Consider the following 12971-nt stretch of genomic DNA (forward strand, 5'->3'; position numbering starts at 1 on the left):
AGCTGCGCTCGAAGGTCTACAAGGCGGCGCGCGACGTGCTGCACGAGCGCGGCTTCACCGAGGTGGAGACGCCGACCCTCACCCGCTCCACGCCGGAGGGCGCGCGCGACTTCGTCGTGCTCGCGCGTTGGATGGCGTACGAGACCGATCCAGGACTGCTGCTGGCCTATCCGGCGATGGGCGACGCCCGAGATCCCTCGACGAGCGCGTTCCTCACCGCGATGGCGCAGGCCCGCGACGCCCGTCCCGCGCCGACCGCACGGATCACCCCAGCGGAGTTCGGCGCGTACCGCGACGCCGTCGAACAGCTCCGCCGTGCGTTCGACACCGCCGAGGAGGACGCTCGAGCGCGGGCCGCCGGCCGGGATCCGGTGCGCGAGCGCGAGCGCGCCGCGCGCTCCGGCGCCTGGCAGGACGCTGCGCAGCAGGCGATCGCACTGTCGGCGGACGCGCTGGACCGGGCGACCGATGCGGCCGCGTCGTGGGTGGCGGCGTGGAACGCGCGCGACCGAGGGCCCAAGCGACGCGGCTGAGAGCGGGCGGCGGAGGGCCGTCGGTCAGCCGGTCGCGGTTCCGGGGCCGGGGTGCGGGTGACGCCGGGAGCGGGTGTCGATGCGGCTGAGGACGACGGGGCTTCGATGGGGGAGGGGATTCGAAACCCCGCCGCCTGTCTCAGAGTACTGTGCACCCGCCTGCGCACGCATCAGAAACGGATCTCTGCGATCACTTCCGCGTACTCGGTCTCGCCCACGGGGGTGAAGCCCACCCGCTGGAAGAACGCCTCGGGTCCGCCGGCACCGGCTTCGTAGATCACGTTCAGATGCTCGAAGCCGCGCTTGCGAGCCTCTTCGATCAGGCTCTCCACGGCGAAGCGGCCCACGCCGCGGCCCTGGTCGTCGGCGTCGACGTTGATGCGCCACAGCACCGAGCGGAAGTGCTCCTCCGGGGCGTCGTGGTCGAAGTTCGCGCTGACGAAGCCGACGACCTCGTCGCCGTCCAGCACGACGCGCTGCCAGCTCGTCTGCGGATTCATGACGGTCGCGGCGATCCCGTACGAGACCGGAGCGAGGTACTGCTCCTGCCCGGGCTTGAGGGAGAGGTTGTTGACGGCGACGATCGTCGCCGCGGACAGTTCGACCAGTCGCAGTTCCGTCATGGACCCAGGCTAAACCCTGGACGGCCCGCATGTCGGTCGTCGCCGAAAGGTGGGGAGAAGTTCACCTCGGCCGCCCCGGGGACGGTCTCCGCACGGGAGGCGCGCGGCAGGTATCTTGGTATCGAGACAAATCGTGCGCGTTTCCCCGCGTGAGCATCTGCGCGAGGCCGCTGTCTGAAACCCTTCCTGCGTGAAACGGAGACCCCGGTGACCGACGACGCCATCATCTACACCTACACGGACGAGGCGCCGGCGCTGGCCACGGCCTCGCTGCTGCCGATCGTCCAGGCCTTCGCCCACCAGGCGGGCGTGGACATCGAGACCCGCGACATCTCGCTCGCCGGCCGCATCCTCGCCGCGTTCCCCGAGCGCCTGAGCGCAGGGCAGGCCGTGGGCGACGCGCTCGCCGAACTGGGCGGACTCGCGACCACGCCCGAGGCCAACATCATCAAGCTGCCGAACATCTCGGCCTCGATCCCGCAGCTCAAGGCGGCGATCGCGGAGCTGCAGCAGAAGGGCTTCGACGTCCCCGACTATCCGGACGACGCGTCCACGGTCGAGGAGAAGGACATCCGCGCCCGTTACGACCGCATCAAGGGCTCCGCCGTGAACCCGGTGCTGCGCGAGGGGAACAGCGATCGCCGCGCCCCGCTGGCGGTGAAGAACTACGCGAAGAAGCACCCGCACCGCAACAAGGCGTTCGGCGCCGGATCCAAGACGCACGTCGCGACGCTCGGTCACGACGACTTCAAGGCCAACGAGAAGAGCTGGGTCTCCCCGGGCGACGATGTGCTGACCATCCAGCATGTGTCGGCCGACGGGCAGGTCACCGTGCTCAAGGAGAACCTGAAGGTCCTCCCCGGCGAGATCGTCGACGCCACGTTCCTCGACGCCGCCGCCCTCGACGCCTTCCTGACCGAGACGCTCGCCGAGGCGAAGGCGGAGGACGTGCTGTACTCCGTGCACCTGAAGGCGACGATGATGAAGGTGTCCGACCCGATCATCTTCGGCCACGTCGTGCGCGCCTACTTCAAGGACGTCTTCGACCAGTACGGCGAGCAGCTCGCCGCCGCGGGCCTGACCGCCAACGACGGACTGGGGTCCATCCTCGCGGGACTCGCGGACCTCGAGGGCGGCGAGGCGATCGCCGAGGCGTTCTTCCGCGCCATGGAGAACGGCCCGCGCCTGAGCTACGTGAACTCCGACAAGGGGATCACCAACCTGCACGTGCCGAGCGACGTGATCGTCGACGCGTCGATGCCCGCGCTCATCCGCAACGGCGGCAAGCTCTGGGGCAAGGACGGCGGGGAGGACGACACCCTCGCGGTGATCCCCGACTCGTCCTACGCCGGCGTGTACCAGGCGACCATCGAGGACGTGATCGCGAACGGGCCGCTCGACCCCGCCACGATCGGGACCGTGCCGAACGTGGGTCTGATGGCGCAGGCGGCCGAGGAGTACGGCAGCCACGACAAGACCTTCGAGATCGCCGCGGACGGCGCCGTGCAGGTCGTGACCTCGGCCGGCGCGGTCGTGCTCGAGCACCAGGTGCACGCGGGTGACATCTGGCGCGCGACCCAGACCAAGGACGTCCCCGTGCGCGACTGGGTCAAGCTCGCCGTGAGCCGCGCCCGTGCGACCGGCGCCCCTGCCGTGTTCTGGCTGAACCCGGAGCGCTCCCACGATGCCGCGCTGATCGCCAAGGTGACCGAGTACCTCAAGGACTACGACACCGAGGGCCTCACGATCGAGATCCTCACGCCGGAGGAGGCGACGCGCTACTCGCTCGCCCGCATGCGCAAGGGCGAGGACACGATCTCCGTCACGGGCAACGTGCTGCGCGACTACCTCACCGATCTGTTCCCGATCCTCGAGGTCGGCACGAGCGCGAAGATGCTGAGCATCGTCCCGCTGCTCGCCGGCGGCGGCCTGTTCGAGACCGGCGCGGGCGGATCCGCGCCCAAGCACGTGCAGCAGCTCGTCGAGGAGAACTACCTGCGCTGGGACTCGCTGGGCGAGTTCTTCGCGCTGGCCGCCTCCTTCGAGCACTTCGCCGACCGCACCGGCAACGCCAAGGCCGCCATCCTGGCCAAGACGCTCGACGCCGCGACCGGAACGTTCCTCGAGAACGACCGCTCGCCGGGCCGTGCGCTCGGCACGATCGACAACCGCGGGAGCCACTTCTACCTGGCGCTCTACTGGGCCCAGGAGCTGGCGAAGCAGACTGAGGACGCCGACCTCGCCGCGGCGTTCGCGCCGGTGGCCGCCGCGCTCGCGGCCGACGAGGAGCGCATCGTCTCGGAGCTGACCGCGGTGCAGGGCAAGCCGGCGGAGATCGGCGGCTACTACCGCCCCGACGGCGCGCCGGTGGCGAAGGTCATGCGCCCGTCGGCCACGCTCAACGCGGTCATCGACGGCCTGAGCTGATCAGACGACGAAGGGGGCGGTCGCGAGTCGTGACCGCCCCCTTCGTCGTCGGCACGGGACGATGCGCCGACGCATGCGGAGAGGCCCGACGCGCGCTGCGCCGGGCCTCTTCGAAGACGGAACCGGGATCCGGCTCAGTAGTGCACGTTCACCTCGGTGCCCTGCGGGCTCCAGTCGAACAGCCACTCGGCGCGCCACTCCGGCATGCCGACGCAGCCGTGGCTCATCGGCGTGCCCCAGTTGTCGTGCCAGTACACGCCGTGCAGGGCCTCGTCGCCGTTGAAGTACATGATCCACTTCACGTCCGGCTGGTAGTAGAACGGGGCCTTCGTGAGGTCGGTGTTGCCCATGTTCTGGGTCTCGAGCTTCCAGTTCACGGCGAACGAACCGGTGTGCGTCGCGAAGTCGCCGCGGCCCGAGGAGATCAGCCAGGAGTCGACGACGTTGCCGTTCTCGGTCACGGTGAGCGTCTCGGTGCTGAGGTTGACGTCGATCTTGCGCAGCAGCGTCGTGGAGGCGAAGGGCGTGTCCTTGACCGGAAGGGCGAACGCGCCGTTCCCGCCGGCGATCTGCGACGCGAACGCCGCCGCGACGCCGGAGACGTCGCCGAGCTGGCGTCCGGTGACGCCCGGGGTCACGTCGTCGAGCACGGCGCCCGAGGAGTCCACGATGCTGGTCGCATTGACCGGAGCGCGGTTGACCAGAGCGGGGAGGGCGTCGACCGACTTCTGGATGGCAGCCTGGTCGGCGTGGATGGTGAGCTTGCCGTCCTCGGGGGTGACGGTGATCCACTTCGAGGCGGTCGCCGGGTCGATCGGGACGGTGCGCTCGGTGCCGACGTAGAAGCCCAGGGCCGAGAGCATCGTGTTGAGCTGCGCTGCGGTCGCCGTGGCGTCCTTGTCGGTGATCGCCGGCGCGGTCGTCGCGGCCTTGGCGGGGAAGGACACCGATCCCTGGCCCTTCTCGGCGGCGGCGGTGATCGCGGTGGTGAGTGCCTTCAGGTCGATCCCCGAGCCGTTCTTCGCCGGGGTCGCGACGTAGCCGGTGCCGTTGAAAGCCACCGTGGCGTCGGTCGCGTCCTGGTAGACGGTGGGCACCTGAGCGCGCAGCGCGTGATCGGCGGCCCGGTCGTCGAGACTGATCGTCGCGGCGACGGGTGCGCCCATCCAGGTCGTGATGTTCCACATCGGACGGTCGGCGAACGCCTTGTCGGCGAGCTTCGCCGCATCGACGCGCAGGCCCAGGTCGGATCCGGTGACGCGCTTGCCGGCGCCCTCGCCGGTGAGCGTGACCTGCATCCCGTTGAGATGGTTGCTGACGGCCTCCGCCGCGGCTCCCGGGGTCATCCCGCCGACCTGCACGCCGGCGATGGCCGTGCCGGGGGCGATGAGGACGGTGGAGGCGGCACCGAGGCCCAGTGCGAGCACGCCCAGGCCGATGCCGACCCAGCGTCCGATGTGGCGCTTCTTCCGGGGTGCCTCCTCGGAGGGAGCCCACTCCACGGGGCGGTCGCCCGCGCCGCCGTCGCCCACGGCCTCTGCAGCCGTGTTCGCGTCCGTGCCGTCGACGATCGCGTTCTCCTCGGTCGGAGCCCCCGCTGCCGTTGCCAGATCCGTCACGTGCACACCCCCCTTGAGTCAGAGTTCTGTCAGTCTTTCAAGGATAGGGGATGCCATATCACAAAACGGCAACGGAAGCACATCACCGGGCCGAAGCGGCTGATGCTCGGCGAATTCCGGGACGCGATGCGCGCGCACGGTCCGTGGCTGCCGGGATCCGGTAACGTGTGCAGAGCCCCGACTCGCGCCACGCGGGGGAGGGCTTGCTTTTCACCCCGTTCGTAAGGTGTACTAACAAACATGGTCCCACGGATGAGCAGGGTCGCCCTGTGAGCGCCGAGAGCAGCGGCAGCCCGCACCGCTTCGGGTCCGCGCGCAAGCTGCGCACGAGCACCAAGGTGCTTCCCGAGCACGCCCGCGGCCACAATCGCGCCCTCGTGCTGCAGACGCTCTATCACGCCGGTGCGATGAGCCGCGCCGACCTCTCCCGGGAGACCGGTCTGACCCGCGTCACCATCTCCGATCTCGTCGGCGAGTTCATCCACGACGGGATCGTGGTCGAGAAGGGCATCCGCGAGACGACCGGACCGGGCAAGCCCCCGATCCTCATCGACATCGATCGCGAGGGCCACCGCATCGTCGGGCTCGACCTCGCGGAGCCGCACGTCTTCGCCGGAGCTCTGATGACGCTCGACGGCGTCGTGCTCGAGCGCCGCGAGATCCCGCGCCCGAGCGGCGGTACGGCCGCCTATGAGGCGGTGCGCACCCTCGCCGAGGGCATGGTCGGCCTGTCCACCGTCCCCGTGCTCGGCGTCGGCGTCGGAGCCCCGGGAATCGTCCGGCCGGACGGCATGGTGCTGAACTCGCCGAACCTCGGCTGGACCGACTTCCCGCTCGAGCGCCTTCTGAGCGCCGCCCTCGATCTGCCGGTGCTGGTGCGCAACGACGCCAACGCGGCGGTGCTCGCCGAGTACACGTTCGGCCAGGCGCGCCCCGACATGCTGCTGATCCGGATCGGGCGCGGCGTCGGCGCCGGACTCATCACGGACAGCCAGCCGCTGATCGGCAGCCGATTCGCGGCCGGCGAGATCGGGCACGTCGTGGTCGGCACCGACGGCGGCCCGCGCTGCGCCTGCGGCAAGAACGGCTGCCTGGAGGCGTGGCTGAACGCCCCGGGTCTGCGCGAGCGCATCGCCGCCGACCCCGCGGCGGAGGAAGAGGTGCTGCGCGAGGCCGGGATCCGCCTCGGCGTGGCCATCGCGCCGATCGTCGCCGCCCTCGACCTGTCCGAGATCGTGCTCTCCGGGCCCGCCGACCTGCTCGCGGGCACCCTCATCGACGCGGCCCGCCGCACGCTGAGCGCGCGCACGCTCGAGGGCGTCTTCGACGACCTGGCGATCCGCTTGACGACGCAGGACGACATCGTGCTGCGCGGCGCGGCCGTCATGGTGCTGTCGGGTCAGCTGGGCGTCTCGTGAGCGGGATCAGGGTCGGCCTCGACGTCGGCGGCACGAAGATCGAGGCGCTGGCGCTCGGCGAGGACGACACGGTCCTGGCGCGCACGCGGATCCCCACGGGCTGGGGCGACGACGCCGTCATCGCCGCCGTGTTCGCGGCGATCGAGGCGCTGGCCGTCGCGGGAGGCTTCGCCGTCTCCGAGGTGAGCTCGATCGGGATCGGGATCCCCGGCCTCGTCGACGCCCCGGCCGGTCGCGTGCTGCACGCCGTGAACCTCGGTGTCGAGGACCTGGACCTGGCCGCCGCGATCCGCGCCCGGATCCCCGTCCCCGTCGCGATCGAGAACGATGTGAAGGCCGCGGCGGTCGGTGCCGGATCCCTCCGCGGGGACGCCCGTTCGATGGCCTATCTGAACCTCGGGACCGGGGTCGCCGCCGGCATCGTGATCGACGGCGCCCTCTGGCGCGGCGCCCGGGGGACCGCCGGCGAGGTCGGGCACCTGTCGGTGGACCCGGCAGGGCGCGTGTGCGGCTGCGGGCAGCGCGGCTGCATCGAGACGTTCTGCGGCGGCGGGGCTGTCATGAAGGCCTGGGGACGCGGAGGCGAGCTCCCCATCCGCGACATCTTCGATCTGGCCGAGGCGGGGGACGACCTCGCCGTCGAGCTGCGCGAGGGGATCGCGTTCGGCGCGGCCTCCGCGATCCGCAGCCTCGTGCTCAGCGCCGACGTGGAGACCGTCGTCATCGGCGGAGGAATCACCGCGCTCGGCGACCGCCTGATGGGCGACGTGCGTGCACGGCTGCGGAGCGAGAACGCGGCGTCGCCGTTCCTCGCCTCGCTGCGCCTGGACGAGCGCATCGAGCTGCTGCCGGCGGGGTCGCCGGCCGCCTCGCTCGGAGCGGCCCTGGTGGGAGCCGCGCTGCTGCACGGCGAGGGCCCGCACACGGGGCGCGTGGTCCTGGCCGGGAGCACCGCGCCGAACGAGCCCGCACCGTCCGAACGAGCCGAAACCGCATCAGAAGGAGCCCTCCATGGCTGAAGTCGTCATCGTCGAGAACCCCGCCGCCGCCGGCGCCCTGGTCGCCGCCGAGATCGGACGGCTCATCGCCCGCCGCGCGGACGCGGTGCTCGGCCTCGCGACAGGGTCCACGCCGCTGCCGGTGTACTCGGCGCTGCGGAGCCAGCTCGAGGGCGTCGACGTGTCGCACGTGCGCGGCTTCGCGCTGGACGAGTACGTCGGGATCGACCCGTCCCACCCCGAGAGCTACCGCTCGGTGATCACCCGCGAGGTGGTCGAGCCGCTGGGGCTGACCCCGTCGCTCGTGCACGTGCCGGACGGATCGCTGGACGGCATCGAGCAGGCGGGCGCCGAGTACGACGCGAAGATCCGCGCGGCCGGCGGCGTCGACCTGCAGCTGCTCGGCATCGGCACCGACGGCCACATCGGCTTCAACGAGCCGGGCAGCTCCTTCGCCTCCCGTACCAGGGTGAAGACCCTCACCGAGCAGACGCGCGAGGACAACGCGCGCTTCTTCGACTCGCCCGACGACGTCCCGATGCACTGCATCACCCAGGGACTCGGCACCATCCTGGAGGCGCGGCACCTCGTGCTGCTCGCCTATGGCGAGGGCAAGGCGCAGGCGATCGCGGACGCGGTGGAGGGACCGCTCTCGGCGATCCTGCCGGGGTCGGCCATCCAGCTGCACCCGCACGCCACGGTCGTGGTGGACGAGGCCGCGGCTTCGAAGCTCACGCTCGCCGACTACTACCGCTACACGTTCGCCAACAAGCCGGCGTGGCAGGGCATCTGACCGGCCGTCGTGCAGCCCGCATCCGGCGCGGACATCTCCCGAGATCAGGCGGGATCACCGGGATCAGGCGGATCCTCGCGCGATCGACCTGATCCGGGTCAGTCCTCCGGAGCCGGGTCAATCCGCCTGAGGCGGACGCGGGGAGTGGAGCGGATCCGGCCAGGCCAGGGGCAGCAGGTGCTCCTCACTGAGCGGGGCGAGCGGCAGCGTCGCGGCGTCTGCGGGGGTGATCCAGCGCAGTTCGGCGAGCTCGGCCTGCACCCGCACGTCGGCGGGCTCGGCCGTCGTCGCGAACGCGGTCGCGACGACGCGGTGCCCCGGCTCGTTGGCCGCGGCGGAGACGAATACGCCGAGCGGGCGCAGCCGGTCCTCGGCGATCTGCAGGCCGAGCTCCTCGTGCAGCTCCCGGGCGAGGGTCTGCGCGGCGGTCTCGCCGGCCTCGGGCTTGCCGCCCGGCTGCATGAAGCGCTCGGTGCCCTGCTTGCGGACCACGAGGACGCGTCCTGCGCTGTCCGTGATGATCGCGGCGGAGACGTGGATGTCAGGCATGGGGCTCCTCGGCGGGATGCGGTTCGGGAAGGGCGGCTCCGGGGGGCCGCGGAGCGAAGACCCGTCCCGGCGCGAGAATTCCGCGGGGGTCGAAGACGCGCACGATCTCCTGCTGCAGCGCCCACTGGTCCTCGCCGAGCTCGTCCGCGAGCCAGCGGCTCTTGAGCGTGCCGATGCCGTGCTCGCCGGTGAGCGTGCCGCCCAGGCGCAGCGCGGCGCGGAACAGGTCGTCGGCCGCCTGCCAGATCCGCTCCGGGACCTCGGGGCCCTGCACGATGAAGTTCGGGTGCAGATTTCCGTCGCCCGCGTGCGCGACGGTGGGGATCTCGATGCCGTAGACCTGCTCGATCCGCGCGATCTCATCGAACATCTCGGGCAGGGCGCTGCGCGGCACGGACACGTCCTCGATGAGGGTGGTGCCCAGCCTTGCCATCGCGGCGTGCATGGAGCGACGGATCCGCAGCAGCTCCTCGCCCTCCACGGGGTCGTCGGTCACGGCCACCGCGCCGCCGGCCCGTCGCAGCACCGTCGCGATCTGCTCCGCCTCGACCGCCGCCGACCGGCCGTCGGTCTGGATCGTCAGCTGCGCGGTGCTCGCCGCGGGCGGCGCCAGCTCCAGCAGGGCGTGCACCGCGGCCACGCAGCGCGCGTCCATGAGCTCCATGATCGCGGGCTGCGCGCCGGAGGCGGTGACCGCCGCCGAAGCCCGGGCGGCGTCGCGCACGGTCGGGAAGGTCGCCACGACCGTGCACGGGGTGCCGGGCTCGATCCGGCGCAGCTTGAGCGTGGCGCCGACGACCACGCCGAGGCGTCCCTCGGATCCGATGACGAGCGAGGTGAGATCCAGACCGGTGACGCCCTTGACGCTGCGGTGACCGAGGTGCAGGAGCCGGCCGTCCGCGAGCACGAGGTCGAGGGCCAGCACGGAGTCGCGGACGACGCCGTACTTCGCGCAGAGCAGGCCGCCGGCGCCGGTCGCGATGTTGCCGCCGACGGTGGAGATGTCCCGGCTCGCGGGATCGGGCGGCCACCACAGCCCGTGCGGGGCGAGCACCTCGTCGAGCTCGGCGTTGAGGATGCCGGGCTCCACGACCGCGAGGAGGTCGTCGGGGCGCACCTCGAGCACGCGCCGCAGGCGGAGGGTGGAGAGCACGATCTCGCCTTCGCCCGCGATCGACGCGCCGGCGAGCCCGGTTCCCGCCCCGCGCACGACGACCGGTGTGCCGGTGTCGTGCGCGATGCGCAGCACCGCCTGCACGTCCTCGGTCGACTCCGCGTGCACCACGGCGAGGGGAGGAGCAGGGGAGGCGTGCCCGGAGCGGTCGGCGCGAGCGGCGTCGAGCGCGGCGGGCGAGGAGTCGACGCGGTCGCCCAGCGCGGCGCGCAGCCGCTTCAGCACGGGGGCGTCCACGACGCGCTCAGGACAGGGCGCGTCGGCCGGCCATGAGGCCCGTCGCGATCGCGACGACCGCGAAGCCGAGGCCGATCCAGGCCTGCCCCATGGTCCACCACGCCACGGTGACGGCGGCGTAGAGGACGAGCTCGACGGCGGCGCGCAGGAACGGGTGGACGGCGAGCACGGGCCGCGGGGACAGGAAGAGGGCCCAGAGCAGCAGCGTGATCACCGGTGCTCCGATCGCGGCGACCAGGTTCCACGGCAGCGGCCACACGACAAGACCCCACAGCACCAGCGACGCCAGCGCCGCGACGAGGACGACGACCCGGACGATGTCGAGCGCGCTCGCCCGGGGAAGCAGACCCTGCGCCTCGGATGCGGTGCGATCGGCGAGGGACGGGGTCGCCCGGGGGCTCTCGGCAGCAGGGATGTCGGCGGGCATGATGACGATTCTACGCGTCGCGGATGGGCGCTTCTCGGGCTCCGCCGAGGCCGTGCCGGAGGGTGCGCGCGTCGGCGGCCTGGATCAGGGGAGCGGGGCGGACGGCGCGGCGTCGGACAGCGTCGACAGCACCGGATCGAGCAGCGTCGATGCGGCGGGCTCGGTCGGGGCCGGCGCCGCCGGGGCGGGAGTCTCGGTCGGAGGCGGCGTCGTGATCGCGGCGCCCGGGTCGGTCACCGGGTCGGTCGCCGGGACGTCGGTGGGCGGCGGGCTCGGGAGGATGCACTCGTGCCAGTGGATCGGCCCGAGCGTGCCGAGGTCGAAGGTGGTGGTGCCTCCGACCAGCTCGCCCAGGACGTAGGAGATGGTGACGGTGGCGCCGCTGTTGACCTCGGGGATCGACGGTGCGAGCACGAGGACGCCCTTGCCCGCGCTGTCGAGGACGGTGCTCGTGGAGATGCTGCCGGAGTGCCGCTCCATCGTGGCGCGCACGCTGGCACCGGGAACGCCGTCGACGGGAATGGTCACGCGGACGCCGTCGAGGAGCGAGAGGATGCCGCACTGCAGCGTGGCGGTGCCGAGCACCGGCGGCGTGGCGGGCGGGGTCGACGGGCCGGGATCGGTTCCCGGGCCGCTGCCGGGGCCGGGGTCCGTACCGGGGCCCGGGTCCGTGCCGGGACCGGGGTTCGTGCCGGGTCCGGGATCCGTTCCCGGCTTCGTGACGTCCTGCGGCGGCGCCGGTGCCGGTGCCACGGCGAGCGCGGTGTCGGCTGACGGCACGGGGGGTGCGGCGTCGACGGGCTTCGGCGGGTCGACGTGCGGCGCGGGGTCGGCCGGCGGATCGGCCGGTGCGGGCGGGGCGACCGTGGTCGGCGTCGGCGGCGACACCTGCGCGACGATGCCGGACTCTCCCTGGTCGGCGGCGGACGGGGCCGAGGTCGACGCGGGGTTCGCCGAGAGGCCGGGCACGACGGCCGCGGCCACGATCGCTCCGGCGATCACGAGCGCCGCAGACCCCGCTCCCACCAGCGCGCCGAATCCCGCGACGGCGCCGCCCGAGGAGCCGGAGGCCCCGCCGGAGGCGGCCGAGGACCCGGCGGCTGCGGCGCCGTGCGCCGCGCCGACGGCGCCGACGCCGGTCGAGCCGACGACGACAGCGCCCTGCACGACGCTCGAGGGCATCGCGGCCAGGGCGACGGCGGGCAGCGAGCCGCTCTGCAGCATCGCGAGGTATGCCCCCGAGGCGCCGACGCCGAGGACGAGCGGCAGCAGCACGAAGGCGAGCCGGTGCGAGACCTCCTTGGCCTCCGCGGCCACGATCAGGCAGCGCGCGCATTCGCCGAGGTGGTTCTCGAGCTTGGTGCGGTCACGGGATCCGAGGTTGCCGCGCGTGTACGCGCCGAGACGCTCGATGGTCCATTCGCAGACCGAACCCGGCACCGCGGTGCTCAGGTGCGCCTGGATCCACGCCTCGCGCAGACCCTCCCTGGCCCGGAAGGCGAGCTGCGCGGTCGCCCCCGCGGTCATGCCGAGCAGCGGCGCGATCTCGGCCGGCTTCATCTGCTCGATCTCGGAGTACCAGAGCACCTCCTGCCACCGGGACGGGAGGCTGCGGAAGGCCTGCGCCGAGAGGCTGCGGTCGAGGGCGTCGTTCGTGGCCTGCTCGGTCGAGGACGGATCGGCGACGGTGTCGAGCTCGTCGATCGGCGCCTCGCGCCGTGCCCGGCCCCAGCCGGCCGCCGTGTTGCGGATGCTCGTGAACAGATAGGCGCGGAAGGAGCCGGTCGGGCCCCCGCCCTTCTGGATCGCCTGATAGATGCGTGCGAAGGCTTCCTGCACGAGGTCGTCGGCATCGAACGTGCTCGTGATCGAACGCGCCACGGTGATGCCCGATGCGTAGTGGCGACGCCACAGCTGCGCGAAGGCGTCGGGGTCGCCCGAGCGCGTGCGCAACACCAGATCGGCGTCGCTGCGCGCCGATGCGGGCGCGGCATCATGCGAGTGTTCGGTGTGGTCGGTCATCTCTCGGTTCTCAGGTCGGAAGCGCTCTCATAGAAGGAGACGCAGACCCAGGCTTCTCATCACGCGGATTCTCCATTCTTCACCCTCGGCGGGGGAACGCGCCAGGGTGTGAACGAAATCGCCGCGTCGTTGTCGGGAAGACGCGGGTCGG

The 12971-nt window shown here is 72.1% G+C and carries 10 protein-coding genes and 1 pseudogene; 5 read left to right on the plus strand and 6 right to left on the minus strand.

Annotation, left to right across the window (positions count from 1 at the left end; translation table 11 throughout):
* Window positions 1–158: pseudogene (locus tag RL72_RS19350) on the plus strand (amino acid--tRNA ligase-related protein); the annotation flags it as partial.
* A gap of 545 nt (window positions 159–703) precedes the next feature.
* Here the strand turns inward: RL72_RS19350 and RL72_RS03620 are convergent.
* Window positions 704–1156 carry a GNAT family N-acetyltransferase gene (locus tag RL72_RS03620; RefSeq protein WP_045249454.1) on the minus strand — a complete coding sequence of 151 codons (453 nt, stop codon included), beginning with the start codon at window positions 1154–1156 and terminating at the stop codon, window positions 704–706.
* 207 nt (window positions 1157–1363) lie between these two features.
* Between RL72_RS03620 and RL72_RS03625 the strand changes: the two genes are divergently transcribed.
* A complete protein-coding gene (locus RL72_RS03625; RefSeq protein WP_045249455.1) occupies window positions 1364–3583 on the plus strand; it encodes an NADP-dependent isocitrate dehydrogenase in 2220 nt (739 codons plus the stop codon).
* 134 nt (window positions 3584–3717) lie between these two features.
* Here RL72_RS03625 and RL72_RS03630 read toward each other — a convergent pair whose 3' ends face one another.
* Entirely contained in the window at window positions 3718–5202 is a 1485-nt protein-coding gene (locus tag RL72_RS03630; protein ID WP_139168329.1) for a L,D-transpeptidase family protein, read from the minus strand.
* A 269-nt stretch (window positions 5203–5471) separates the two neighbouring features.
* Here RL72_RS03630 and RL72_RS03635 point away from each other — a divergent pair, with 269 nt between their 5' ends.
* The 3 genes from RL72_RS03635 to RL72_RS03645 are packed head-to-tail and all read left to right on the plus strand — an operon-like array spanning window position 5472 to window position 8411.
* Window positions 5472–6620 carry an ROK family transcriptional regulator gene (locus RL72_RS03635; RefSeq protein ID WP_045249456.1) on the plus strand — a complete coding sequence of 383 codons (1149 nt, stop codon included), beginning with the start codon at window positions 5472–5474 and terminating at the stop codon, window positions 6618–6620.
* Window positions 6617–7639, plus strand: coding sequence for an ROK family protein (locus RL72_RS03640; protein ID WP_428838617.1), 1023 nt, complete (start codon window positions 6617–6619; stop codon window positions 7637–7639). Before RL72_RS03635 ends, RL72_RS03640 begins: the two co-directional genes overlap by 4 nt.
* Entirely contained in the window at window positions 7632–8411 is a 780-nt protein-coding gene (locus tag RL72_RS03645) for a glucosamine-6-phosphate deaminase (protein ID WP_045249457.1), read from the plus strand. Before RL72_RS03640 ends, RL72_RS03645 begins: the two co-directional genes overlap by 8 nt.
* 117 nt (window positions 8412–8528) lie before the next feature.
* Here the strand turns inward: RL72_RS03645 and RL72_RS03650 are convergent, their stop codons facing one another.
* The 4 genes from RL72_RS03650 to RL72_RS19040 all read right to left on the minus strand — a co-directional run bounded on the left by RL72_RS03650 (window position 8529) and on the right by RL72_RS19040 (window position 12820).
* Window positions 8529–8960, minus strand: coding sequence for an NUDIX hydrolase (locus tag RL72_RS03650; RefSeq protein WP_045249458.1), 432 nt, complete (start codon window positions 8958–8960; stop codon window positions 8529–8531).
* On the minus strand, window positions 8953–10371 hold the full coding sequence (locus tag RL72_RS03655; protein WP_045249459.1) for an FAD-binding oxidoreductase: 1419 nt from the start codon (window positions 10369–10371) through the stop codon (window positions 8953–8955). Before RL72_RS03655 ends, RL72_RS03650 begins: the two co-directional genes overlap by 8 nt.
* Before the next feature lie 7 nt (window positions 10372–10378).
* Complete coding sequence (locus RL72_RS03660; protein ID WP_082072023.1) at window positions 10379–10798, minus strand: YrdB family protein; 420 nt, start codon at window positions 10796–10798, stop codon at window positions 10379–10381.
* Between the two features lie 84 nt (window positions 10799–10882).
* Window positions 10883–12820, minus strand: coding sequence for a sigma-70 family RNA polymerase sigma factor (locus tag RL72_RS19040; protein WP_052674163.1), 1938 nt, complete (start codon window positions 12818–12820; stop codon window positions 10883–10885).
* Window positions 12821–12971 lie beyond the last annotated feature (151 nt).

The organism is Microbacterium azadirachtae (assembly GCF_000956545.1).
GTDB classification, from domain to species: Bacteria; Actinomycetota; Actinomycetes; order Actinomycetales; family Microbacteriaceae; genus Microbacterium; species Microbacterium azadirachtae.